The sequence below is a fragment of the Endozoicomonas sp. Mp262 genome (assembly GCF_025643335.1).
Classification (GTDB): Bacteria; Pseudomonadota; Gammaproteobacteria; order Pseudomonadales; family Endozoicomonadaceae; genus Endonucleibacter.
Genome location: NZ_CP092489.1, coordinates 3,701,324 through 3,726,229, shown reverse-complemented (window position 1 = coordinate 3,726,229; position 24,906 = coordinate 3,701,324). Strand labels below are relative to the sequence as shown.

21 protein-coding genes are annotated in these 24,906 nt (G+C 46.1%); 12 read left to right on the top strand and 9 right to left on the bottom strand.

Annotated features, from left to right (window positions below):
* Positions 1-332: 332 nt before the first annotated feature.
* The 5 genes from MJ595_RS16200 to phrB all read right to left on the bottom strand — a co-directional run bounded on the left by MJ595_RS16200 (position 333) and on the right by phrB (position 4,377).
* The gene (locus MJ595_RS16200) at positions 333-869 is read right to left on the bottom strand and encodes a hypothetical protein (RefSeq protein ID WP_263079016.1); all 537 of its coding nucleotides are present in this window, start codon (positions 867-869) and stop codon (positions 333-335) included.
* A gap of 43 nt (positions 870-912) precedes the next feature.
* On the bottom strand, positions 913-1,335 hold the full coding sequence (locus MJ595_RS16195; RefSeq protein ID WP_263079015.1) for a DUF393 domain-containing protein: 423 nt from the start codon (positions 1,333-1,335) through the stop codon (positions 913-915).
* An 84-nt stretch (positions 1,336-1,419) separates the two neighbouring features.
* Positions 1,420-1,686 carry a hypothetical protein gene (locus MJ595_RS16190; RefSeq protein WP_263079013.1) on the bottom strand — a complete coding sequence of 89 codons (267 nt, stop codon included), beginning with the start codon at positions 1,684-1,686 and terminating at the stop codon, positions 1,420-1,422.
* A 210-nt stretch (positions 1,687-1,896) separates the two neighbouring features.
* A complete protein-coding gene (locus MJ595_RS16185) occupies positions 1,897-2,871 on the bottom strand; it encodes a DUF523 and DUF1722 domain-containing protein (protein WP_263079012.1) in 975 nt (324 codons plus the stop codon).
* A gap of 84 nt (positions 2,872-2,955) precedes the next feature.
* Positions 2,956-4,377 (bottom strand): deoxyribodipyrimidine photo-lyase, encoded by a 1,422-nt coding sequence (gene phrB / locus MJ595_RS16180; RefSeq protein ID WP_263322530.1) that lies wholly within the window; start codon positions 4,375-4,377, stop codon positions 2,956-2,958.
* Positions 4,378-4,820: 443 nt separating this feature from the next.
* Between phrB and MJ595_RS16175 the strand changes: the two genes are divergently transcribed.
* The 9 genes from MJ595_RS16175 (at position 4,821) to MJ595_RS16135 (ending at position 16,155) form a co-directional block, all read left to right on the top strand.
* Positions 4,821-6,281, top strand: coding sequence for a YcjX family protein (locus MJ595_RS16175; RefSeq protein ID WP_263079011.1), 1,461 nt, complete (start codon positions 4,821-4,823; stop codon positions 6,279-6,281).
* Positions 6,278-7,273: a TIGR01620 family protein gene (locus tag MJ595_RS16170; protein WP_263079010.1), complete on the top strand. Its 996-nt coding sequence runs from the start codon at positions 6,278-6,280 to the stop codon at positions 7,271-7,273. Before MJ595_RS16175 ends, MJ595_RS16170 begins: the two co-directional genes overlap by 4 nt.
* Positions 7,274-7,393: 120 nt before the next feature.
* Positions 7,394-7,885: a chemotaxis protein CheW gene (locus MJ595_RS16165; protein WP_263079009.1), complete on the top strand. Its 492-nt coding sequence runs from the start codon at positions 7,394-7,396 to the stop codon at positions 7,883-7,885.
* Entirely contained in the window at positions 7,875-9,281 is a 1,407-nt protein-coding gene (locus MJ595_RS16160; RefSeq protein ID WP_263079008.1) for a hypothetical protein, read from the top strand. The genes MJ595_RS16165 and MJ595_RS16160 overlap by 11 nt, the downstream gene beginning before the upstream one ends.
* Before the next feature lie 160 nt (positions 9,282-9,441).
* The gene (locus tag MJ595_RS16155) at positions 9,442-10,059 is read left to right on the top strand and encodes a chemotaxis protein CheW (RefSeq protein WP_263079007.1); all 618 of its coding nucleotides are present in this window, start codon (positions 9,442-9,444) and stop codon (positions 10,057-10,059) included.
* A 30-nt stretch (positions 10,060-10,089) separates the two neighbouring features.
* On the top strand, positions 10,090-11,625 hold the full coding sequence (locus tag MJ595_RS16150) for a methyl-accepting chemotaxis protein (RefSeq protein WP_263079005.1): 1,536 nt from the start codon (positions 10,090-10,092) through the stop codon (positions 11,623-11,625).
* A gap of 15 nt (positions 11,626-11,640) precedes the next feature.
* Entirely contained in the window at positions 11,641-14,061 is a 2,421-nt protein-coding gene (locus MJ595_RS16145; protein WP_263079004.1) for a hybrid sensor histidine kinase/response regulator, read from the top strand.
* 23 nt (positions 14,062-14,084) lie between these two features.
* Complete coding sequence (cheB, locus tag MJ595_RS16140; RefSeq protein WP_263079003.1) at positions 14,085-15,110, top strand: chemotaxis-specific protein-glutamate methyltransferase CheB; 1,026 nt, start codon at positions 14,085-14,087, stop codon at positions 15,108-15,110.
* 28 nt (positions 15,111-15,138) lie between these two features.
* Entirely contained in the window at positions 15,139-16,155 is a 1,017-nt protein-coding gene (locus MJ595_RS16135; RefSeq protein ID WP_263079002.1) for a response regulator, read from the top strand.
* A 405-nt stretch (positions 16,156-16,560) separates the two neighbouring features.
* On the opposite strand, the gene MJ595_RS16130 is transcribed toward MJ595_RS16135, so the two are convergent.
* Both MJ595_RS16130 and MJ595_RS16125 read right to left on the bottom strand, forming a co-directional pair.
* Positions 16,561-17,898: an IS1380 family transposase gene (locus tag MJ595_RS16130; RefSeq protein WP_263078015.1), complete on the bottom strand. Its 1,338-nt coding sequence runs from the start codon at positions 17,896-17,898 to the stop codon at positions 16,561-16,563.
* 1,076 nt (positions 17,899-18,974) lie between these two features.
* Entirely contained in the window at positions 18,975-20,342 is a 1,368-nt protein-coding gene (locus MJ595_RS16125; protein ID WP_263078002.1) for a transposase, read from the bottom strand.
* 144 nt (positions 20,343-20,486) lie between these two features.
* Here MJ595_RS16125 and MJ595_RS16120 point away from each other — a divergent pair, with 144 nt between their 5' ends.
* The 3 genes from MJ595_RS16120 (at position 20,487) to MJ595_RS16110 (ending at position 21,316) form a co-directional block, all read left to right on the top strand.
* A complete protein-coding gene (locus MJ595_RS16120; RefSeq protein WP_263079001.1) occupies positions 20,487-20,621 on the top strand; it encodes a hypothetical protein in 135 nt (44 codons plus the stop codon).
* Positions 20,622-20,805: 184 nt separating this feature from the next.
* A complete protein-coding gene (locus tag MJ595_RS16115) occupies positions 20,806-21,027 on the top strand; it encodes a ParD-like family protein (protein WP_263079000.1) in 222 nt (73 codons plus the stop codon).
* Positions 21,020-21,316, top strand: a complete 297-nt coding sequence (locus MJ595_RS16110; RefSeq protein WP_263078999.1) for a type II toxin-antitoxin system RelE/ParE family toxin — start codon at positions 21,020-21,022, stop codon at positions 21,314-21,316. Before MJ595_RS16115 ends, MJ595_RS16110 begins: the two co-directional genes overlap by 8 nt.
* Before the next feature lie 78 nt (positions 21,317-21,394).
* Here the strand turns inward: MJ595_RS16110 and fadA are convergent, their stop codons facing one another.
* Positions 21,395-22,570 (bottom strand): acetyl-CoA C-acyltransferase FadA, encoded by a 1,176-nt coding sequence (gene fadA, locus MJ595_RS16105; RefSeq protein WP_263078998.1) that lies wholly within the window; start codon positions 22,568-22,570, stop codon positions 21,395-21,397.
* Positions 22,571-22,642: 72 nt separating this feature from the next.
* Positions 22,643-24,793, bottom strand: a complete 2,151-nt coding sequence (gene fadB / locus MJ595_RS16100; protein WP_263078997.1) for a fatty acid oxidation complex subunit alpha FadB — start codon at positions 24,791-24,793, stop codon at positions 22,643-22,645.
* Positions 24,794-24,906: the final 113 nt, after the last annotated feature.

The window sequence follows — 24,906 nt, the reverse complement described above, 5'->3', positions numbered from 1 at the left end:
GGAATCAGGCCAACTCTTTCGGTATTAGTCTGAGGTGACTTTATAAGGAGTGAAAATTTGATTTACGACAATAATGGGTGTTTTTTTATTTAAATACAGTCTCAACGACTATAAAAACAAATGATTTGTATCAATCTGATAATTATATCAATGGCAATTATTGTTGTTCGAAAACTGCAAATAAATTTCATTCTCAATTAAAAACAAAAAGATAAACTATGACTTTGATATTGATAGAGCCTTTATCATTCTGATTAATCAAGCTGAGAAGGAATCTCCCGTCTTGACCGCTCTTATTGTAAAAACAGTAGCCTTAAAATGCTTTTAAAATACTACTGCCCAGTATTCAAAGGGACGAATGACCGGGAGGGAGGAGTTGTCGGATTATAGCCAAATGATAGTTCCAGATGTTTTACCCCCAGTGAGTGCAAAAGATAACCGATATAGGCAAAGTGATGGATGGAATGGTTGTTAGCCTGAGCCAGTATCGATCCGAGATTGGTCTGAATGGTTAGCTCTCCCAGCCCCAGGTCATCCACCAGCATTAAAGGTTCTGAAGAAAGATGCACGCTGATATGTTGTAAAGCTAGACAGGTGTCAGTGAAATATTGATACCCTGATTCCTGTCTGGTTTCAACCTCACTGTCCCGTTTCCTCAGAGTAAAATCCACAACCCCTGATTTCATACCCTGAAGAACACAACAGAAGATATCCAGTGTATGTCGTAGGTGGGAACCAATACTACTGTAATAAGGCGGGATATCATTCCTGGCAAACAAGGAAGCATCAAGTTCAGTATATAGGGGTTTTACTTTTTTAAGATTAAAGACAATGGCCTCAATCATTGGCTCAACTGTTGACTCCATCATTTCAGTTTCCTGTCAAGGGGCAGTTGGCATGTGCTCAGTGGCGTTATTTATTTTTACACCGGTCATCACAGACAGTCTCACCAATAAAAGGGGCTATTTTTTCGGCCAGTCGATGTCGATTTCGTGCAAAATATTCATAAGCGATATTGGCAGCCGTAGAGAACAGAGGCCAACGCAAAGGAGACAACATCCATCCCTGACCCACCGCCTCCCATGCGGCAAGCGTTGCATCAACACCTTTCACTATTCTCTCATTGCCCAGACGGGCATGAAGTAATTTATCCAAATTAGCGATAGGTAACTCTGGATGTCTTTGCGGAAAGTCTTCGGCTTTGATGTTTTCAAATATCAGTTTATGTTGTCCATTCAGAGATTGAAGCCATCGAATCTCTTTAACACATATAGGGCAATCACCATCATAAAATAGCGTTACCGGAAATATGATATCACGCCTCTGTAAAGTCATTACTTTCACCCATAAATAGCTGACACCTATGGTCACACAACTATTTATACGTAGTATTTTATGGTTTGGTTTACCAAATACCGCCTAAAGCCAATCTGGTCGATAGTCTGAAGTTGAAGAAAGGGTATCGGGAATAACCAGTTTGACCCCGTCCAGCTTTGCCCCGAGATAATCCTGGGCATCAGCAATATCATAAAAGGTCATGGGCATTTCTGACCCTGTGCGACTCAGCCAATCATGAAGGCCCCGCCCACGGATCTGGCATAGAAACCCACCCATATCATCAGGTACCAAGCCAACCTCAAGGTCATTTTGAGCTTTGATCTCACGTTTAAGCTCATGAATATCCATATATTTACTCCTTCTATTTCAACAACCTGCCTAAAAAATCCATAAATTCAGATTTTCAGAAAGCCCTTATTAAAAGGATAGTTCATAAGCGTTTTAGCCATGCAGTTATATCAAAAGTGTCTCATGGGGAATGGGGAATGGGGAATGGTATAATTTGCTCTTCCCCATTTCTGTCAATCTACGTGTTAGGGGTTATTCGGCATAGGCTGCCTATATCTGGTTTCTGAGACCAAGATGCTCTGGATAAGGTCTGAGGTACGCCTGCTTCTTGACATAATCTGTGCCATGACTCTCCAGAAAATGCCTGAGCATCGTTACAGGGGCAATCAAAGGCACTAACCCCTGACGATACTCCTCAACCAATCTGAGAATTTTTTGCCGATCCTCGCTGTCAACGGAATGTTTTATATACCCCAGCAGGTGGAGCATCACATTAGTATGGCTTTTTCTATTGGCTTTCCTGGCAAGCGTCGACATAAACCCTTTGAAGTAACTTTCCATCAAACGCTCAACGCCCAGTTCTTTACCCTGGGCAACCACACGACCCAGCTCAGCGTAGTCCTGTGGATTATGCGCCATCAGGATGTATTTATAGGCCGCATGAAACTCCCCCACAGTGGCTAGTGAAGGTGCTGTTTTCACCTCTGTCTGCCAACGGTAATAGGCATAAACTCGGGTAAAGAAATTTTCCCTCAAAACGGGGTCATGTAATCGGCCCTCTTCTTCCACAGGCAATAATGGATTGGCTTCCATTAAGGCTTTGGCAAACATACCACTGCCACTAAAACCACTGGGATTACCATTAGGATGATAAATCTTGACTCGCTCCATCCCACAGCTGGGTGATTTCTGCATCAGAATATATCCGCAGATAGAGTCAAGCTCTTTTGCTTTATCCAAACCATACTGGAACAGCTTCTCGGTGACGTCCAACTCCGGATGGTCTGTCCCCAAGACCGAATAATTCCCCATTTCGCCCACCAGCCTGACGGGTTCACGGGGAGTGCCCAGCCCAATGCCCACTTCCGGGCAAACAGGCACCAGCTTGAAAAAAGTATCCAGGGTATTCATGCAGAAAGAAGAGCGCTTATGACCACCGTTATAACGAACCTTGTGGCCCATCAAACATGCGCTAATGCCGATGGAAATCTCTTTATCCGGCTCTGGTATATTGACTATTCCCATCACTTCACCTTTTTTATACGTCTTACTGTTAAATGTATAAGAAAAATACCCAATAAAAAAGCGATCTTCTTTGAATCTTCCAATTTATGAAAGACTCTTAAATACCTCAAGTACCCGTTTTCTTGATTCACTATGATCCACTATGGGTTCAGGATAATCCAGATCCTGCCTACCCGGGATCTTGCCATAGGGTTCGTGGATCTGCTTATGATCCAAATCCTTCAGTTCAGGCAGCCACTCTCTAATAAATGTTCCCTCAGGGTCAAACTTTCTGGACTGGTTGACCGGGTTAAACATTCTGAAATAAGGTGCAGCATCGGTTCCGGTACTGGCAGACCATTGCCATCCGCCATTATTGGCCGCCAGGTCACCGTCAATAAGGTGTTCCATAAAAAAACGCTCCCCCAGCCGCCAGTCAAGCATCAGGTTTTTGCTGAGGAACATGGCCGATACCATTCGCAACCGGTTATGCATCCAGCCATTTTCCACCAGCTGACGCATGGCTGCATCCACCAATGGAAAACCGGTTAGCCCCTGTTTCCAGGCACTCAACAGTCTATCATCATGCTGCCAGGGTAGTTTTTCAGTACTCTCCACAAAGGCCCTTCCTTTTGAAAGCCTTGGAAACCCAACCAGTATATGGCGGTAGAACTCCCGCCAGACCAGTTCACTTAACCAGCAGGTAATACCCTCACTGCCCGAATCCAGCTCCCCTCCATTAGCCATAAGCGCAGAGTGAAAGCACTGACGTATGGATATTGCTCCCACAGTGAGCCAGGGTGAAAGCATGCTGGTACCTGGAAGGGCTGGGTAATCCCGATCTTTTTGATAACCCTCAGCCTGATGCTCGATAAACTGCTGTAACCTCGTCATGGCAGCATCTTCACCGGGTTGCCACAGTGATGTCACCCCCGGACTTATCGGTGTATAACGGGTATTTGACTCAGAATGGCGGAGGCTCGAAAAAAGTCCGGAATCCTGTCCAGGGGGTGCAGGAACAGGTGCTATGTCTGAAGTATTCAGCTGTCGGTACAGTGCCTTTTTAAAGGGGGTAAAGACCTTATAATACTCCCCCTTACCTGAAACAATAGAGCCTGGCTTGAATAACAACTGATCCGTAAACCGGGTACAAGCCTTGTTAATAGCAGCAAAATCCTGCTGAACCTGAGCATCCCTTTGCAGTTCATTAACCCCGTACTCATCATTAAACCAGATGCCTTCACATTGATGGAGCTTGGCCAAATCAGTCAACGCAACGGATGCCTGATCGAATGTCTTTGCTTCTATTTGCAGCAGCGGAATATTCAACAAGGCCAGGCGCTCTTTCAAAACCGCTAAATTTTCCTGAAAAAACCAAAGTTTGTTATGACTATCACGATGTATCTGCCATTGCTTGGGAAAGGCAATAAACACGCACATTACAGGGCCTGACTGACTGGCATAATACAGTGCCCTGTTATCATGAATACGAAGATCTGATCTCAACCACACCAGCTGTTTTTTTATTGGCATGCCGATACTCTTGTATAAAGGGTTACATCGCCCATTATTATTTAAGGATTGGGTGTTTTAAAGTAAGGAAAAGCAAAGAAAGAGGCGCAAACACTCCAGAAAAGGCGGGGGGTTCTCTGATTAATTCCGGAGTGACGGGCTTTGTATAACAGTAACTCCCCTAGCATCAAGCCTAATATGATAAACAGCACCGCACTGGTCACAGGTGAATTCACCGTTATTCTCCGCCAGTTCACGCCTAAGGCGCTTATTACAATGAGAGTCACAGTTCCAGGCGACAAATGGCTGTCCCCTGAACCACATATAGTGCCCTTCTCTGGACAAACCTGTCTGAAACTGTATTTGAGGAGGCTTTGAACCCAGGTTATATAGCGTCATACTGCAACTCCCTTGCCATAATTGACCCGCTCATTCAATAGAGTATAAGACAAATTACGATGTTTGATACCTTGAACAGTGACACCCATGATAGAAAAACAGGTCTTTGGAACACGCTCAAAACCCGGTCCAAATCGGCATCCAGCCACATCCACCATGCCTTTGAGCGTTTCAACAATAATCGAATAAATGTAGGTATTACCGGTTTTAGCCGTAGTGGTAAAACCACACTGATCACCAGTCTTCTTTATCAACTGCTGAATCATCAAAATGCAGCCCTTGCCGCCTTTTCCCCTATTATCCAGGGGCAAATGCTCGGAGCCCGGTGGGGAAGCCTGAATAATAGCGATATTCTGTTCCCCTATTCTTCCGGAATTGAAGCCCTGTCTACCCCAATACCCCAATGGCCTGCACCCACCAGCCAGGAAACATCCTGCCTGCTTGAACTGAGGCTTAAGCCCAAAAGCCACTTAATCCCAATAGCCCGAAAACCGTTTGAACAATTACAGATTGCCATCCATGACTATCCCGGTGAATGGCTCATTGATATTCCAATGGCTGGTATGAGTTTCCGGCAATGGTCGCACCAATGGCGGCAGCTTCTGAATAAACCTCCGCGGCAAGAGCTGGCCCGTGAATTCCTATCAAAAATCACTGCTATTAACCCTCTCGAACCCTGGTCCGAGCCTTCGCTTGAGCGTATTTTTAACAGCTATCGTCAGTTCATACATGATTGCCGCAAGAAAGCCGGTCTGACACTGATTCAACCTGGTATGCTGTGCTTCGGGCAACCACCAAAGTCTACGCCGGTGTTTTTTCCTTTACCGGGTATAGAAACCATCAGCACCTCACCAGCCAATCCCTTGCCAGAGAATTGCTGGCTCTCTGAGCTGGAGCGGCGATACCGGCAGTATACAGAAACCATGATCAAGCCATTTATTAAACGATGCCTTACCGATATTGATAAACAGCTGGTGCTGGTTGATGTAATCAGTGGCCTGAGCCATGGGCCTGACTCCCTGGAGGATATCCGGCAATCCCTGATGCAGGTGATGCAAATATTCAGCTATGGCAAAAATAACTGGTTATCCCGCCTGTTTAAGCCCAAAATCGAGCAACTGATTATTGGCGCCACAAAGGTTGACCAGGTTTTGCCCGGACAACATGAGGCCGTAAGACAATTAACGGCAGCTCTGGTCAGGGATGCCTACCAGAAGGCTTCTTTTTGTAATATTCAGGTGGCCTGTGAAGCCATCGCATCCGTCCGATCATCCACGGTATTCACAATAAACGGACAGGAACGGTTAACCGGTACGACCCTGGAAGGACATTACGGTGAGATGTGGCACCCCCAGCTTCCCGACCAAATCCCTGAAGCAGCTGATTGGCAGCGATTGGCTGGATGGCAGCCGCGAAGCCTGTTACCACCGAAAAATTTAAAACTGACCCAAGGTGGCAGGCTTCCCCATATTCGACTGGATATATTAATTAACCAATTGATCGGAGACATATGCCAGTGAACGATAGATCACCTGACGACCGCTATTTTAAACCACTGCCTGATGGGAATGATCCCGATATACCGGAGTCAGTAACAGGAGAAGACGCTGAACACCAGCAACCAGACAACCCTTTTCCAATCAATAGTAACGCCTTATCTACAGGCACCTGGAAACTGCCTTTAGCCGGAATCACGGCACTGATACTACTGGTATTCGCCTGGGAGCTCTCCCAGCTCTATCAATACCTCAAGTCCATTCACTGGCTGCTGTCCCTATGTTACCTTGGATTATTGACACTGATTGCTGGACTCTGCGCCAACAGTACCCGGCGCTACCTAAATAACATCAAAAAACTCAATAGTGCCTGTGAGTTACGTCAGCTGGCAGGCCAAATGCTGGAAACACATAGCACCATCCACAAGCAATCATTCCTGAAAAAAATACACTGTTTCTACTCGAACCAGCAACACGACGCTCTCCTGGCAAAATCGCTGCAGACACTTCCTGATTATTGTGACGACCACGAAACAGTGACCCATATCAGCCAGCATTTCCTCAACCCACTGGATAATCAGGCATTGGCATCCATCGCACGATGCAGTCGGGATAATGCTGTGTTTATCTCACTAAGCCCTTATGTCACCGCTGACATGGTGCTTTCCCTATGGCGAACGCTCAAAATGATCGATGAGGTCAGCCGAATTTATGGTATTGCCCCCACATTGCCAGGCCGGTTCAAACTGGGCCGTCAATTGTTAGAACAGATGGCCATGACAGCAAGTGCAGATATTCTGGTGGATCAACTTATGGATTTTACCTCCAACAAACTTGCCAATACACTGAGCAAACAGGCCGCCACAGGTGTCGGGCTTGGACTCTACTCCATGCGTATTGGCTTTTATGCCATGAAAACCTGTCGGCCCGTCCCCTTCCAGGACAATACTCAGCCAAACTTAAAAAAAGTATGGATTGATATCATCAAGAGCATCAGAAAAAGACATACTCCCTGAGCCAAAGAGCAAAAACCTTTCTTATGGACAGGAATAGGCTTTAATTAAAGTATTAACAGGCAATGTCTTACATTGGATTTACGTCAACTTTATGACGTTTTGTATCAAGGAGGTATGTTTATGGACTTGCTGGAAGACAATGTAGACTGTGATGTTGAACAAATGAGCACAGTATTGCATTTCAGGCAGGCCTCTCTCAATTGCTGTATGGATCTCCAGCATATCGAAAGAGTTGTTCCCATCGCTTCAGTTCAGCGTTTACCCAGTGAGTCCCCATCAACGGTTGGCCTGTTAAATTTAAATGGCCATGGTGTTCCAATTATAGACCTGGCTTTTCATCTTAATGTTTCATCCGGAAAGAAACACAGCCTGGATGCCTGCTATATCATTTGCAATGGTAAAGATGGCGATATTGGCCTGCTAACCTGTGGAATTGATGGTATTGCCTCTTACCCTGAAGCCCGGTTTCAATTGCAGTCAAAATTCGAGCAGTCTAACCAGCCTTTCCTTAGTACAGTCAACTCTGAATATGGATTAGCTTACTTGTTGGATATTGAACGTATCAACAGGATTATCATGGGAGATTTTCAGGAAAACAGAAATGCAAAGTAAAGCACTCAATACTCGACTCGACTCCCTATTGGAAAAGCAGTTCATTGATATCATTTATCAAAAAGCCGGCATTGAAGTGCATGAACACCAACTGCCCAGCCTAGCCAAACTGATAGATGATGCCTGCCAGCGCTACCAACTTCCCCATGCCCAAGACTATCTCCAATCACTCAAAAAGTGCACGGGAGATTCCAGCGAATTTAAATACCTTGCCGACGGCATCAGCATCAATGAAAGCTATTTTTTCAGGGACAGTAACCAGCTTGATTATATAAAGATGCAATATCTGCCCAAGCTAATAAAAGACAAAAGAGAAAGAGGTGATTTTACTTTCAAAATATGGAGCGCAGGATGTAGCGAAGGGCAGGAGCTTTATACCCTGGCCATACTGCTACACCAGCAGCTCACTGATGCTAATCGATGGAAACTCTATTTTCTGGGTACAGATATCAGCAACCAGGTTCTGGAAATAGCAAAATCCGCTCACTACAGTGAATGGTCGCTTCGTACCTGTGATAAAAAAATGAAAAGCCAGTTTTTTGACTTTGATCACCAGGATCGCCTCCGCCCCTATCAACTAAAGCAATCACTGCGATCCCAGTCCCACTTCAAATGGATGAACTTAACCAGTGATTCCTTCCCCAACCCGGCCAATGCAACAACCAATCTGGATATTATCTTTTGCCGCAACGTTTTTATTTACTTGCATAAAGAAGCCCGGGAAAAGATTCTCAGCCAGTTTAGTGAATGTTTAAACCTAGGTGGCATTTTAATGCTTGGAGCCAATGACCCCCACGACATTATGCCTTTGGACATGAAATCCATTAATCCTGAGTATCGTGGTTTCATCAAAGAATTGCCCTCATTCACTGGTCTTCATGACACACCTTCCCCCCTCAAAATAACGCGTTCACCCGACATTCAAGCCACTACCAGCCCTAAGGCCGCACCTAAAATACCGCGTAAAGAGCCAACACCTAAACCCAAAACCTGCCATAAGGCTATTTATAAGGAAGCTTCACACCTGGCCAATACCGGAAATCTTGATCAGGCTGATGCTCTTTGCACACAGCTGATTACCTCAGATCCAGAAAATATATCGTACTACTGCCTCCATGCCTGGATCTATATGGAACTAAACCAGCTGGAGGATGCAGAACTGGCGTTACGCAGGGCCTTGTTTCTTAACCCGGATGATTTACAAGCCAGATTTCAGAAAAGCCTGTATTTCATAAAAAAAGACGACTACGAAAAAGCTCGCAAACACCTGAATGCTATCCTCAATGAAATCACGGTCTTCCCGGTAGATGAAGCCGTTATGGGCTGGCCCGAAATATCCTATGGTGATTTAGTAACCCTGATAAAAACTAAAATTGAAATAACCTCAAGCCCCTAATTTTTTTTCAAAGCCACAACTAGTAGAAACGCTCAATAATAATGTAAGATAATTAAATTAGTCGGCTGTCATGACCACCTGTGTGGCTCAATCAATGTATTGTTTTTCATACGGATATGTATCGCAACAATCCAGGACTTAAAGTGAGTGCACCAAGGATATGGAAGATCCTATACCAGAGAAAAAGCCGGTTCCAGCACCATTAACAGATAATACAGTGGAGTCGTCCACTGCTATTGAATCAGCCTATGATTACCTGCCAAAGAGTGAGCGGGCCCGTGAAACCCTGCAAAAACGTGCTGAAGCCCTATCCGTATCAGATACTGGAGATGAAGGCACCCAGGACAACAATACCGTTGAGTACATTCGCTTTCTTGTAGGGGAAGACGAACAGTATGGTATACCCTACCCTTTTCTTGAAGAAATTATACAAGCTAAACAAATATTCAAAGTTCCCTGTACACCGTCCTATATTGCCGGAGTTACTAACTGGCGCGGCACTCTGATTACCGTCCTCAAGCTTCACCCCTTTTTCAGTGCTGAGCCTAAAGAATCCAGTGACGAAAAAATTATTGTTGTCAAAAATGGAGGTGTAACAGCAGGAATACTGGCAGACGAAATTGATGTGAATGACTGTTATGATCCAGAATTACTGGTTCCACCACTTCCCTCACAATCAGTGACCAAACTGGAATATATTAAAGGTATATATCTGGGCAGAATTGCCATTCTGGATCTGGCTCTACTGCTAAGTGATGACAGTCTATATGTAAAATAACCAGAAAGAGAAACACCAACAGGGATGGATATGAAGAGTCTGCAAATGGATGAGCAAGCCGGTTCCCCATCGAACCCGGCCTTAATGGATATCAGTGAGCGCAAGGCATTTATTCAATTTACTGATAGCAATGCGGAAATTTTGCTACAACTGAAACCGTTGGTTGAACCTCAGGTTCCCAGGTTAATTGAACTTTTTTACGACCGTATTAGCCAATACAGTGAACTGATGGGAATTATTGACACCGCAGGATCCACAGTTTCCAGACTAAAGCAATCCATGCAAGGCTACCTTATCAACCTGTTCAGTGGTAGTTATGACGATCAATACTTTAAGGGGCGCTGCCGAATTGGCCAGGTACACAATGCCATAGGCCTCTCTCCACGCTGGTATCTGGGAGCCTACAGTATTTACAGCGCCGAGATTACCAAGATTATTTGTAAAAAATACCGTTTTTCTCCTGGCAAAATGCAGGATGCCCTGAATTCGGTTTACAAGATACTGAATCTCGATACCCAACTGGTTATGGACACCTATATTGCTGACTTTGCCGGAAAGCTGGAAGCTAATAAACAGCTGGAGTTAAAGGTAAACGCTTATGGTGATTTCATCCAAAAAGTCGCTGATGGTGACTTAAAATCAAGAATCGATGTCATCAATGAAAATGACAGCCTTGGCAATCTTGGCCGCAGCCTGAATGCCATGGTGGAAAACCTCTCTACCATGGTCGGACAAACCCGGGATGCCAGTAGTCAGTTACAGGTTAATGTGGGTGATGTACAAAGTGCTGTCACCTCTCAATCCAACGGCATTTCCCAACAAGCGGCAGCACTGAATGAAACCACCAGCACCATGTCTCAAATCAGGGCAACTTCAGCCCAGACGCTGGAGATGGCACAAAATCTGGGAAAAATTGCCGCAAGAACCCAGGAAGAAAGTGAGCAGGGAAAAAAAGCAGTTGAAGACACGGTCACCGGTATGGAAGCGATCCGCGAGAAAGTAGAAGGTATTGCCCATACTATTCTGTCCCTATCAGAACAGACCCAGCAAATAGGTGAAATTACCGATGTTGTCAACGGCCTGGCCCAACAGCTGAAAATGCTGGCTCTTAATGCATCCATTGAAGCGGCTAAAGCTGGGGAAGCAGGCAAGGGCTTTGGCGTTGTGGCCACAGAGGTTAAAGAGCTTGCTGAGCAGTCACAGCAGTCCACAGCCCAGGTCCAGAAAATCCTGGAGGACATTCGCCATGCCACAGACCGGGCAGTCATGGCAACCGAAGAAGGCAGTAAAGGGGTGGATATCGGGGTGGATCTGGTTAATAAAACCGGTCTCACCATGCATAACCTGAGTGATGTGATCCAGGAAGCCAGCTCGGCAAGCCGACAGATAGTCACAGCGGTACGCCAGGAAGTGACCGGTATAGATCAAATCAATACGGCCATCACCGAGATTAACTCAGTGACCTCCCAGTTTGTAGAATCATCAGACCAAACCAAGGGTATTGCCAATGGTCTGGCCAAGTTGGCGCAGGGTTTAAGTAGTAATGTCAGCCTGTTTAAAATATAAGGGCGAGCCTAAGTTATGGATCTGGATCCTGAACTACTTAAAGTACTCATAGATACATTTGTCATTGAGCTGGATGACCAGTCTCAGCAAATTACCGATGGCCTGCTTAAACTGGAAACCGGTGATGACCCGAATTATGCAGCCACCATTGATGCTGTATTCAGGGCTGCCCATAACATCAAAGGAGCAGCACGGGGGGTAGACCTGCGCAATATCGGAGATATTGCCCATGTGATGGAAGACTTGTTTACCCGTTTTAAACAAGACTCAATCACCCCTCCCTCACATATAATCGATGCCTGCTTCAAATCCATTGATTATATGGGATCTATCGCCAAGGCCACAGCATCAGGAGAAGCTTATGACGAAAATGGCATTAATGAATTCATAGAAGAGCTTCATGTCATTGAAAAAGACTTCCTGCAGAGTCTGGACAACCCCCAAGCCACTCCCCCCTCTTCAGCATCACCATCTGCCGAAGAAGATAGCGAAGCAAAGGATAATCAGAATATATCTGTAGCCACACCTAAACAACAAGCTCAAACCAGTGGCCCAGGGAAAGAATCAATCCAGACAACAGATAAACCTGAGGAAAAAACCAGGCAGCCATCAACAGAGAATGATAAACAACAAGATTCTGCTTCGCAAAAACCATCATCAACCATTGCCGTTGATAAAAAGCCGGACACGGCTAACGAAATTATTCCTGTCTCCCTGGATAAGCTGAACCATGTTAACGCCCTGTCTGAAGAGTTGCAGGTGACTAAAATTGCCATGGAAACCCATCTTGAGATCCTCGGACAATTCCGTTCACAGGTTCAGAGTCTGATGGCAGTCTGGGCCCAGGCTCAAACCGCCTGGCACCGTATTGATAAAACCAATATGCCAGTGGAATTATTGCAGATGTTTTCTGACGGGCCTGACATGCTTTCATCCCTGAATAACACCACCATACAGTTGTATAAAAACCTGCGAACCAGCCGTAATCAGATGAGCGTCGTATCCAACGCCCTTCAGGATGCCGTTCGTTTTATGCGATTGGTTCCAGCCGCCAATATACTCAGGCCCATGGCCCGTTCAGTACGGGATATTGCCCGTGAACTGGGTAAAAAAGTCAGCTTAACAGTACAGGGCGATGATATAGAGTTAGATCGAATTGTACTGGATGGGGTTCGGGCACCACTGATGCACATTCTTCGTAACGCTATAGACCATGGCATCGAAGACCCGGAAACCCGTGTCAGTCGAGGCAAGGATGGCACCGGCAAACTGCTGGTAGAAGTACGAAGCCAGGGCAGCCAGATCATTATGTCAGTCAAGGATGACGGAGAAGGCATCAAACCAGAAGCCATTGCCAAAGCCGCTCTCCGCAAACAGCTGGTAACCCAGCAAGAACTCGACACCATGGACCAGACAGAAATTCTTGACTTGATTTTCCGCCCCGGCTTTTCCAGTAAAGAAGTGGTGACTGATATTTCCGGCAGGGGGGTTGGGCTGGACGTAGTTAAAGAAGGTCTCAGGGAATTGAAGGGAGAGGTTCGCATAGAAACCGAAGAGGAAAAAGGCACCGAATTCATTTTACAGCTTCCCCTGACACTGGCCACCGACCACGGTCTACTGGTTGCCGTTAGCGATAGTCAATTTGCCATTCCTACAACCTATGTAGTGCGTGTAATGGAGGTGGCCCACGACGAAATGATTCATGTGGAAGGCAGCTACGCAGTGGTTTACGAAGGCAAACCTTTGCCTTTACGAGATTTGTCAGCGGTGCTGGAACTGGGAGAGCTGGACACCTCCAATAGCAAATCCATCTCCATGGTGCTGGTCTCCAATGAGCGGGATACCGTTGCCTTCCTGGTGGACGAAATCATTGGTGAGCGGGAACTGATTATCAAGCCGTTCCATACCCCTTTAGAGTCCGTACGAAATATCAGCGGTGGTGCCTTTATGGGCAACGGCGATATGGTGATGGTGCTTAACCCCACAGACCTGGTTAATACGGCACTGGGCGTCCAAAGCCAGTTTAAAGTTAAAGAGGCACTGGCAAAAATAGAGGAAGAAGAGGCTCAGAAACACCTGCTGGTTGTGGATGACTCCATTACCACCCGTATTCTGGAACAGTCCATACTGGAAAATGCCGGCTATAAAGTGACCATTGCCGTTGATGGTCGACAAGCCTGGGAACTGGTGCAAAAAAATAATTTTGACCTGGTGGTCTCGGATATTGAAATGCCCTTTATGACCGGTTTTGAACTGGCGGCAGAAATTAAACAAGCCCATGCTTACAAAGAGACCCCTGTTATTCTGGTTAGCTCCCTGGCACAGGATGAGCATAAGAAAAAGGGGCTGGAAGTGGGGGCTGATGCCTATATCGTCAAAGGTCAGTTCGAAACCAAGGCACTACTGGATGCTGTCAAACGGCTACTAAGCCATTAACTTCATCAGGGAACCACAGGTTTATGATTCGAGTGTTGGTGGTGGATGATTCACCGGTAATATCCATGTTAATCAGGGCTATTATCGAACAGGAAGCCGATATGATGGTGGTTGGCCAGGCCAAGAATGGCAAGGAAGCCCTGGCTATGGTTGAACGGCATAAACCAGACCTGATAACCATGGATATCCGGATGCCGGAAATGGATGGTTTCGAGGCCACCAAGGCCATTATGGCCAGTAATCCGACGCCCATAATTATTGTCAGTGCCACAGTAACCCCTGAAGATTTTCAAACCATGAAGGCCGGGGCTCTCACCCTTATAGAAAAACCACAGGGGTATGGCCAGGCTGATTTTAAGCCGGTTCGCCGGGACCTGGTAAACAGTATAAGAGAACTGTCCAAAGTTGATGTCAAGGCCATAACAAGGGCACCCACAGCCCCCACCCGATCAAGCTTTTCTTCTCTGCCTGAACCCAGATCAGTGGAACTGGTGGCCATTGGCGTTTCTACCGGAGGACCCACCGCGTTGTTAAACCTGCTGAGAGATTTTCCTGAAAACTTCCCTGCCCCCATTATTATTAGCCAGCATATCTCTCAGGGCTTTATTGATGGCCTGGCTGGATGGCTAGACAATCAGTTAGCAATAAGCGTTCAAATTGCTACTCATGGTGAACAGCTAAAACCCGGTGCTGCTTACTTTGCACCCGATGATCACCATTTTGAGATCCGGAAACTGGGAGCTATTATCCAGGCCAAGTTAACCCAGTCCCCTCCCATCAACCGCTTTCGCCCCTCTGCTTCTGTATCGCTTCAGTCCGTTGCAACGGTATGTAAAGATAAGGCAATCGGTATTATTTTAACCGGTATGGGAAATGATGGTGCCGATGGACTTCTGGCTATGCATAAAGCAGGCAGCTTCACCCTGGCTCAGGACGAAGCCAGCTCCACAGTCTTTGGTATGCCAGCAGAAGCCATTGCTTTAGGAGCCACAGATAAGGTCGCCAATCTTCAGGAAATGTCAGACTATATTCGAAGATTAGCAAAGTAGGTTAATTATAAGACAATGGAGTGTAGCCATGATCAAGGTACTGATCGCTGATGATTCCAATGTAGTGGCCATGTTACTCAAGGCAGTACTAGGCAAAGAACCGGATATTGAAGTGGTAGGCCGGGCGGAAAATGGTAAACAGGCGCTGGAAATGGTGCAAAGCCTGAAGCCAGACCTGGTGACCATGGACGTACAAATGCCTGAGATGAATGGCTTTGAGGCTACCCATGCCATTATGGATAGCTGCCCTACCCCGGTTATGCTGGTGAGTTCCAGTGTCAATGCTGAAGAAGTGCATAACACCTTCCAGGCTATCGATGAAGGGGCTGTCGCCGTGGTTGAACAACCCCAGCTGGGTGGGGGAGCCAACCCGAACTATGATCCTCTGAAAGAATTTCTTCGTATGGTGCGATTAATGTCCGGTGCCAATGTCAGTCAGGATCATGCTGAAACAGATGCAACTGCAATCAACAACGAAACAAAAAAAGCCGCTGAAGTAATTGCCATTGCCTCTGCCGAAGGCGGGTTACATGCTATCAACCGGATTTTTGCACAACTTGAAACCGCTCATTGTCCCATTATTATCAATCAGCAACTGGCTCCAGGCTTTTTAGAGGGTCTGGTCACCTGGCTCACCCCCAAAATCAAACTGCCTCTCAAACTGGCAGAGAATGGAGAGACCCTTAAAAACGGTACTGTTTATGTGACTCCAGATTGCCATGATATGACCCTGACCCAGGGTTCAGAAGGTCTGGTCTGTGAATTGACCGCTTTCGATACCCATGACCGGCTATCCCCTTCAGCAGATATCCTCTTTCAGTCCATTGCTTCCTGTTGTCCCCATAAGGCCATAGGCGTGCTCCTGAGCGGAACCAATAATGGTTTAGAAGGGGTTAAGGCTATGAAAGCCGCTGGTGCACTAACCATTGGCCAGGATGAACGCTCAGCCCTGATTGATGAGAGTATCAAGCAGGCCAGGCAAAACAGCTTACTGGATCACTGTCTTTCACCCGAAGCTATTGGACAAATGCTGTCTCAGAAATAAAGCAGACAGTTATGCAAACATTATACGAACCCTGTACTGTACTTTCTTACACTACCCGGGCAAGTTTTTATTCGAGAGAAAAAGGTCAGGTCTTGCACTATGTATATAATCAGAAAATTATGAAAAATGCATAATGCCTCACGCTCATAAACCACAGCTATGCCTTTATTCTGGCTGATACCTGAATCCGTGATTTCTTGATTTGCCCGGCAGTTTTGAAAATGTGCTGATTAATTTTTTCCTTTGAAAATAACTCGGGTTATTGATTGAAGTGTTTTTATGTCGTTTTTAAGCATAAATGCTGATCAAAATATCATCAAACTTGAAGACAGGTTGAAAGAAGCCCTACCGTTATCAATACAGTACTTTCTCATTTATGGCATTTTTTTCTATCTCGCTATTCAATCAACAAAGTGCATGCTGGCTTATTAATTGATGGAAAGACCTGAAACCAGGACAGTAACGACCAAAGCGTAGCCGGTATTGATGTCCTTTTTTCAGAAGACGGGCAGCCAGGTAGATGAGTTCCTGTATCACGGTTTTTAACCGGCGTCGTTTGGCTTTATGACGTACCGGCGCATCTGGCCCGAGCAAGCAACTCTGCCCCATGTAGCGCAGAATGTTATAGACCAGTGCACCCAAACACATCACCAGGTCGTTGGTGTCAAACTTGCCTGAAGGCAGGCGCTCTAAATCCATATCAGTCTTCAACTCACTGTGAAACTGCTCGCTGGTCGCATGATCCTCATAAAGATTAATGATCTGATCATCGCTGTAGTCAGCTTCGCTGAGTGTTGTCCACCATCCTTCCAGCTCATAATCGGGTGTCAGAAATCTCTGCCCTACAGTATCAGTGGTACGCTTGATAATGCGAATAATCAGACGCTGGTTACCATAGTTGGTTTCATAGACGGTTGAGAGTGTCGCATAACTCTTTCCTGGACGCGACTCCTCCCATTTGACTTGCTTTTCTTCAAAAATGGGGAGCCAGTGTTCCTTGGTGTGATACTTTCTTGGGTTGAGCTTGATAATGTGATTCACACCTTTGAACCCGGCGATTTCCCGGCGCGATTCCTCAGCATCGTGGCCACTATCAAGGCGAACCAGAATAGGCGCTCGGGTCAAACGTCGGCTGCGGTGCAGCACTGCTTGTAAAAAGCCAATAAAATCATTCTGGGAGTGCTGAGAGCCTGGGCGTAATTCACATCCCAGGCACCAGCCTTCGCAGCCAAAGTAAGCGGCAATAGGGGCATAACCAAAGAATTTTTTATACGTGTACTCGACCCCCTCCTTTTTGGTATTGCTGTTATCCATAGGGAATACGTCGATATCCAGTGGTATGTGCTGCTTCTTATCGAGTTTTTTCGGAAGGGGTGTGACGGGCACCTGAAGATTAACCAGGACATCGGTAAGGCTGTCCTCGATGAAAGGAATCAGTTGGGCGGCATCTTCATTGAAACGCTGTCTTAAGCGGCTGGCTGAAGGCATTTGTTTAATGCCCATTGCCAACCGGAACCAGTCGTTATCCCGGTTATTATCAACATTATCAAAATCACTTTTACCCTGAGCCAGTTGGCCGCAGTAAGCTCTGATCAGGTCGATATGAGTGATACGGTGCCTTTTTTTTATTTTGCGCAGGGATTTGCTTAACGCTGTCTTTTTGTTGAGTGCATGACCAACGAAATAAAGCCCTGCGACCGGTGTATAAAATTCCGTCTGTGATTGTTCAATTTTCAGTTTCACAAAAATGCACCCAGGTGGTGAAAATTAGAGTGGGTGCATTTTAACTTGGAACTTACGTTTTGTGGTTGATCCAGAGGAGTTGGGCTACAGTGAACTCACGGATTCAGGTGATAGCCAATACCATAAAATTCACTATCAAGATGACCTTTTATCTTGAGCATAAGGGATTTAATTTTTTTCAGTTCTAACAATATCTTTTCCCTTGTGTTTTCAGTCAAATGATTGTTAAATTCTTCATCCAAAGATATTAGGTCTTCTTTGAATTTGTTAAGAGTATCTAATATTTCTTGTGAACTTAGATCCCAAATTCTAGAGGGGCAAATACAATAGTCTTCATTATTCCCACAGTCTACACAGGATGCGCTATAATGACAGATGCAGTCTTCTTGCTCATTCCTGCAGTCAATGCAATAAACGCCAGCAGTTAAGTCCAACATCAATACAGAAAATATAATCGAAAAAGAGCAACATATCTTAGGCTTCACAACAATACGGATTAGTTATCTACACAGGGGCAACCTAATGTAGTACTTTTGACCCAATACATCCCTGAAACACGAGTTCTAAATATTCATTATCAGCAACTACTGTGAAGTGCTTATTCTTCATATCCAGCTTTTCCATCTTCTCTTGAAGTAATAGGCTCAACGCCATATATCTAAGCTTTGTACAGGACAACAGTCTTATAGTACAGCAGGATTGATTTGGCAAGAATTTTCCGGACACTTTTTTACGCTGCCTTGGCAAGTTCCTTCTCATACTTGAATGGAGCCAGTTAGCCGTTAGTTGAGTATTTTCTCTGACGATCGTAAAACACTTTAATGTACTAAAAAATAAATATATCAGATATATAGGACAGCCACCTTAAAAAACTCCGATAATGCAGTTTTCCTCTTATACAATAGGGTTATCATCGGACTTTTAGCAGCTATTCCCGCATGATGAACGTCGATGATCGTTGGTATTGACAATAAGGCAGCAAAAATAATGAAGCCGATCAAAACTGAGCCGCCAATTAACAAAGCGGAGCTTTAAAGAAAAAATGTCACCCCTGAACGTAGCTACGATATGGCCGGTTATGATGTATCGAATGGAATCACCCTTTTCTCTTCAATACCATGAGTTACTGTGTAAAAAAGCCCCTCCCACGTTTTTATCAGCCAATGCAAAAAATAGCCCTGTATCCATTTCCATAATGCTATACGGACTCCTTTTGAGCGGGTTCTTAAAGCTTCCTGAAACTGGGGACAGCACAGTTCCTGTATTTGATCTACGAGAAAAGCAAGCATCGTCAGATAGGCCAGATTTGTGGCTAAGTGCTTCTCACCGTGACCGTAGTTATGTTCGAGATCGTAGCCTTGATTTTTCAGGGTGTTAAACGTCTGGTTCTCAATATGCCATCGGCAGCGCCCTCCTTTCATGACGGGTTCTATGGTTTCTTCGTTAAGCGGAATATCAGTCACCCAGCACCAGATATGCTGTTTACCTTTTTTATCGGTTTCGACAAAATCAAGCACATTAACCTGTTCTGCATATTTTGCCTTGTTCAGCCTGACGTCATTGGCATAGCGAAACCACCACTTAATTCCAGTCTCTTCATTAACTTTTTCAGCACGGTGAACTTTTCCTTCTTTATCCAGCTCATCCATCGCTTCAACCAGCGAGGCATGGTTGCCATCTTTCGCGACAATGATGTAATGCCAGCCATAACTCTTAATCAGTTGGACAGTGGGGTTGTCAGCATAAAGACTGTCCAGAAGAATAACGAACTTTAGACGTGGGTGATGCTCTCGTATGGTGGCAAACAACCGTTTAATGGCATTTTTTTCACAGTCATTTTTGGTCGAACCGTCCTGGCAAACTATGGCTTCCGGTGCCAATGGCAAGACTGTTTTTTGATCCGGGTGAGCAATGCATGCTGCCATTAACTGGTGGTAGTGAGCTTCGTTGGCCTTTCCCTTATTTTTAGTACAGCACTCCTGACAAGGTTTTTTATTATTGCAGGAGTAAAATAGCCCAGTTCCATCGATCGGGAGCAAGTAGTGATTTTTCAAGTTCCCGCAGTGAAATTCGAATGCCTTCAGTAATCCGCCCCTTTGGACGTTAGACAGCAATGTCTTAAAAGGCTTTTTGAACTCTACGGGATCTATTGGATCCAGGATTTCCCGCATACTGGTATCACAGGGAGCACGTTTTTTTATCTGATACAGGTGCTCAAGGTTATGCCTTACTTCTTGCTCTGTTTTATCACGCTCAAACGAGAGGAGCGATGGGTACTTGAGATGCATCATGGCAAAAGCGGACATGGAGGCATCATGTATTGTTATTTTTCTGGAATCCTTGTTTGGTCGGACATCTGGAATTTGCTCATAACTTTCAGAAATCGTAGTAATTAAACTGTTTGCACAAAGATGCTTACGACTTTTTTGGAATGGATAAGCCATGAGAGACAGCCATTGATAAAGTATCCCTATCAAAAGTAGACGTTATTTTGTGCGAAATCACTCCATTTGGAATTTACTGTAAGCCTTGCTGTTGCAGTGATTTAATTGATGTCACGGGAATAGCTGGACTTTTAGAGTATAGCTATGTTTAGTAATGAACTACGCTTTGGTTCTATTGGTTCTCGCGCACTGCATATTGCCATTGATATGCAAAGATTATTTGCTGAGCCAGGAGAGTTTTATTGTTCAGACTTTGAAAAAAACGTATTCGGCTTTTGAAAGCAAGATGTTTTTGGAATTATTAGAAAGGCAAAATACTGATACGTTGATTTTTACTGGGGTAAAAACAAATTACTGTGTGATCTGACAACGATTTTTCCGGAAATTTTCTCGAGAGAAACTGTTACTATGTTGCAATATGCTACAATATTAGCATGTAAGCATCAACAAAAGGATAAGCAACATGGCAAGCAAACCTTTGAGACTCGATGAGGAACTGGTTGATGCAGCCAGTCTAACCGGAAAAGTAAAAAAACGCTCTGCGGCAAAACAGATTGAATACTGGGCAACTTTAGGCAAAATAGCCAAGGAAAACCCCGATCTACCCATCCATTTTATTGAAGATATTCTGGAAGCGGAGGAAGAGCGTAAGCAGGGCTTAACGTCGGAGTATCATTTTGGCTAAAGCAGTTAGGATCCTTCAGACAGCCCGATTTGACCGCGCTGTAAAAAAACTCAAGAAAAACCAGAAAGCAGATCTTGATAAAGCCATCAAAATCATCGCTGAAAACCCGGCAATCGGAGACATGAAAAGCGGTAGCCTTAGCCACCTTCAAGTGTATAAATTTAAAATGGTCAAACAGCTTACATTGCTTGCTTATTATTTTAATAAAGGCGACCTGATATTGGAGCTGGTATCATTTGGCTCACATGAGAATTTTTACCGCAATCTGGAGCGTCAAGAAAAGAAATAAGAAAAAATCAAGGTCAGCACCTAAGTCTTGAGTTAATTCCATCAAAAAGAAGGCGCTGACCCTAATCACTTCAAAGTCTTAAACCCGCTCAAACACCGTTGAGATCCCCTGCCCCAAACCAATACACATGGTGGCTACCCCAAGGGTACCGCTATTCTGTTTCATCACATTAAGCAGGGTGCCTGAGATACGAGCCCCGGAACAGCCAAAGGGATGACCAAGGGCAATGGCGCCACCATTGAGGTTCACCTTTTCATCCATCTTATCCAGTAGTTTAAGATCCTTCAGCACCGGCAATGACTGGGCGGCAAAGGCTTCATTCAGCTCGAAGTGATCAATATCATCCAGGGTCAGCCCCGCGCGCTTCAGTACTTTCTTGGTGCTGGGAACCGGGCCGTATCCCATAATGGCCGGATCAACCCCTGCCACCGCCATGGCCCGCACCACTGCCATAGGTTGCAATCCCAGATCCTTAGCCCGCTGGGCAGACATAACAATCATACAGGATGCCCCATCCGTAACCTGGGAGGAGGTTCCCGCCGTAACGGTTCCGCCTTTGGGATTAAAGACAGGCTTCAGTTCCGAGAGCGCCTCCACCGTGGTTTCTGGCCGGATAGTTTCATCCGTGGTGAACAGGGACAGATTGCCTTCACCATCATGGCCCTGCATAGGGAGAATTTCATTCTTAAACCTGCCCTCCTGGGTGGCCAGCCAGGCTCTTTGGTGGGAACGGGCACCAAATTCATCCTGGGTCTGTCGACCAATGCCGTGCATCTTAGCCAACAGTTCAGCCGTCAATCCCATCATGCCAGAAGCCTTGGCACCGTGTTTTGATAGTCTGGGGTTTGGATCAACCCCATGCATCATACCCACATGTCCCATATGCTCAACGCCACCCACCACAAACACGTCACCATTGCCGGTCTGAATGGCCTGGGTGGCAATATGGAGGGCACTCATGGAGGAGCCACAGAGTCGGCTGATGGTTTGTCCGGCAGCAGTATGAGGAATCGGTGTCATCAGTGACGCCATGCGGGCGATGTTCCAGCCCTGCTCCAGGGTCTGGTTAACACAACCCCAGATGACATCTTCCACTTCTGCCGGGTTAACCTCCGGATTCCTGGCCAGCAGGGCGGTAATCAGATCCGCAGAAAGGCTTTCAGCCCTCACATGCCGATACATACCACCCTTGGAACGTCCCATGGGAGTACGTCCATAATCAACGATCACCGCATCTTTTGGATTCAGGCTCATAATTTATTCTCGCTCATGTTCTTGAAGAGTACCTGAGTGCATCTCAACGATTGACTCAATATCCCGGGTGGCTCAGGCCTTATAAAAAGAGTCACCTTGCTGCGCCATTTCACGAAGCTTGTCCGTAGCCTGATATAATGGTCCCAGTTCTGCGTATTGATCCGCCAGCTTCACAAACCCGGCAACCCCTATAGTGTCGATATACTTGAGCGCACCCCCCCTGAACGGTGGGAAGCCAATGCCCATAATCAAGCCCATATCCGCCTCTGCCGGAGATTCAACAATGCCTTCTTCCAACGCCCGAACCGTTTCGAGGCAGAGAGGGATCATCATGCGAGCTATGATTTCCTCTTCATCAAACTCCCTTGGATCACTGCTCACCGGCTTCAGCAATTCATAGGTTGTACTATCAGGCAGCTTGCGGGGCTTGCCTTTTTTATCATCCTCATAGCGGTAAAAACCAAGCTGGGTCTTTTGACCATACCGCTTGTTTTCAAACATCACATCAATGGCTGACTTAAAATCTTTAACCATCCGGTCAGGGTAGCCCTCCGCCATAACCGCCTCTGCATGATGGCCTGTATCCATACCCACAACGTCCAGCAGATAAGCGGGTCCCATGGGCCAGCCAAACCGTTCCATGACATTATCAACCTGCTGGAAATCGGCACCATCACGTACCAGGGCGGCAAAACCTGCCAGATAGGGGAAAAGCACCCGATTAACCAGGAAGCCTGGACAGTCATTGACCACGATAGGAGTTTTGCCCATATTTTTGGCATACTGCACCACCGTCGCCACGGCCTCATCACTGCTTTGCTCGCCACGGATCACTTCCACCAAGGGCATACGATGAACCGGGTTAAAGAAATGCATGCCACAGAATTTTTCCGGGGTTTTCAACGCCTTGGCAATAGCTGTTATGGAAATGGTTGAAGTATTGGATGCCAGTATGGCATGGTCACTGAGTTGAGCTTCAGTTTCAGCCAGCACCGCCTGCTTCACCTTGAGATTTTCCACCACAGCTTCAACCACCACATCCACATCCTTGAAGTCACCGTAGGATAATGTGGGGGCAATATGATTCAGCACGTCACCCATGCGGCTGCTGTCGATTCGGCCACGTTCAACTTGCTTGGCCAATAATTTCTTCGCTTCATTCAGCCCCAGCGCTATCCCTTCCTGATTGATATCCTTCATCAATACTGGCGTGCCTTTATAGGCTGACTGATAGGCAATGCCACCTCCCATAATGCCTGCCCCAAGCACCGCCGCCTTTTTAGTGGGTACAGCGAGATGGGCGGACTGTTTCGCCTTTTTCTTAAGTTGCTGGTCATTGAGGAACAGGCCCACCAATGATTCCGTCACCGGTGTTTTGGCCATCTTAATAAACCCTTTGGCTTCTACTTCCAGGGCTTTGTCGCGGGTCATATAGGCATGACGTTGAATGGTCTTTACGGCCTCCAGGGGGGCCGGATAATGAGGTCCCGCTTTACTGGCAATAAACGGCTTGGCGGTTTCAAACACCATCATGGCTTCCATATTGGCCAATTGCAGCTTGGCTTTCTTCTCGTCCTTACGAGCCTTAAAATCCAGCTCACCGTCTATACATTTTTTTACCAGCGTAACGGCAGCATCCAGTAGTTTATCGGGTGCTACCACCGCATCAGCCGCCCCGATACGCAAGGCCTCATCCGGCTTTTGCTCCTTGCCGGTACAAATCCACTCAATGGCATTATCGGCACCCACCAGGCGAGGCAGACGAACTGTCCCTCCCCACCCCGGATAGATACCCAGCTTCACCTCTGGCAGGCCCACTTTCGCCCCGGTGGACATAATCCGGTAATCCGCACACAGGCACACCTCAAACCCTCCCCCCAAGGCAACACCATTAATGGCGGCAACAGTGGGTAAAGGCAAGTCTTCAAAGGAAGAGAACACGGCATTTACCTTAAGCAGGCCATCCAGCAGCACTTGCTCTTCCTGCTTGAACATGGATAGAAACTCAGTGATATCCGCCCCCACAATAAAGGCTTCTTTACCACTGGAAAGCACCAGGCCCTTGATACCATCATCCCCTTTCACGGCCTCGACAGCCCGGGCAAAGTCCTCTATAGCTGCCTGACTGAACTTGTTAACAGACTCCCCTTCCAAATCAAATCTGAACTCAGCGATGCCGTCTTCAAGCGGTATGACTTTAAAAGCCTTGCCTTCGTAAATCATTAGATCTCTCTCCGAACGGATTGAAAAATATGGCGATGCCCTGCCTTATGATTATTATTGAAAAGTAAGATCCCGTTACTTTTCATACAGCTGTTTGATTTTTTTGCTGTTAC

Bases quoted from the DNA above. Each gene is read 5' to 3' on its own strand.
- MJ595_RS16185 (WP_263079012.1), bottom strand. From the start codon at position 2,871: ATGGGAATAGTCAATATACCAGAGCCGGATAAAGAGATTTCCATCGGC.
- MJ595_RS16125 (WP_263078002.1), bottom strand. From the start codon at position 20,342: ATGGCTTATCCATTCCAAAAAAGTCGTAAGCATCTTTGTGCAAACAGT.
- MJ595_RS16175 (WP_263079011.1), top strand. From the start codon at position 4,821: ATGTTTGATACCTTGAACAGTGACACCCATGATAGAAAAACAGGTCTT.
- MJ595_RS16120 (WP_263079001.1), top strand. From the start codon at position 20,487: ATGTTTAGTAATGAACTACGCTTTGGTTCTATTGGTTCTCGCGCACTG.
- cheB (WP_263079003.1), top strand. From the start codon at position 14,085: ATGATTCGAGTGTTGGTGGTGGATGATTCACCGGTAATATCCATGTTA.
- MJ595_RS16160 (WP_263079008.1), top strand. From the start codon at position 7,875: ATGCAAAGTAAAGCACTCAATACTCGACTCGACTCCCTATTGGAAAAG.
- MJ595_RS16195 (WP_263079015.1), bottom strand. From the start codon at position 1,335: ATGACTTTACAGAGGCGTGATATCATATTTCCGGTAACGCTATTTTAT.
- fadA (WP_263078998.1), bottom strand. From the start codon at position 22,570: ATGAGCCTGAATCCAAAAGATGCGGTGATCGTTGATTATGGACGTACT.
- MJ595_RS16115 (WP_263079000.1), top strand. From the start codon at position 20,806: ATGGCAAGCAAACCTTTGAGACTCGATGAGGAACTGGTTGATGCAGCC.
- MJ595_RS16200 (WP_263079016.1), bottom strand. From the start codon at position 869: ATGATGGAGTCAACAGTTGAGCCAATGATTGAGGCCATTGTCTTTAAT.
- MJ595_RS16135 (WP_263079002.1), top strand. From the start codon at position 15,139: ATGATCAAGGTACTGATCGCTGATGATTCCAATGTAGTGGCCATGTTA.
- MJ595_RS16155 (WP_263079007.1), top strand. From the start codon at position 9,442: ATGGAAGATCCTATACCAGAGAAAAAGCCGGTTCCAGCACCATTAACA.
- MJ595_RS16150 (WP_263079005.1), top strand. From the start codon at position 10,090: ATGAAGAGTCTGCAAATGGATGAGCAAGCCGGTTCCCCATCGAACCCG.
- MJ595_RS16145 (WP_263079004.1), top strand. From the start codon at position 11,641: ATGGATCTGGATCCTGAACTACTTAAAGTACTCATAGATACATTTGTC.
- MJ595_RS16165 (WP_263079009.1), top strand. From the start codon at position 7,394: ATGGACTTGCTGGAAGACAATGTAGACTGTGATGTTGAACAAATGAGC.
- fadB (WP_263078997.1), bottom strand. From the start codon at position 24,793: ATGATTTACGAAGGCAAGGCTTTTAAAGTCATACCGCTTGAAGACGGC.
- MJ595_RS16190 (WP_263079013.1), bottom strand. From the start codon at position 1,686: ATGGATATTCATGAGCTTAAACGTGAGATCAAAGCTCAAAATGACCTT.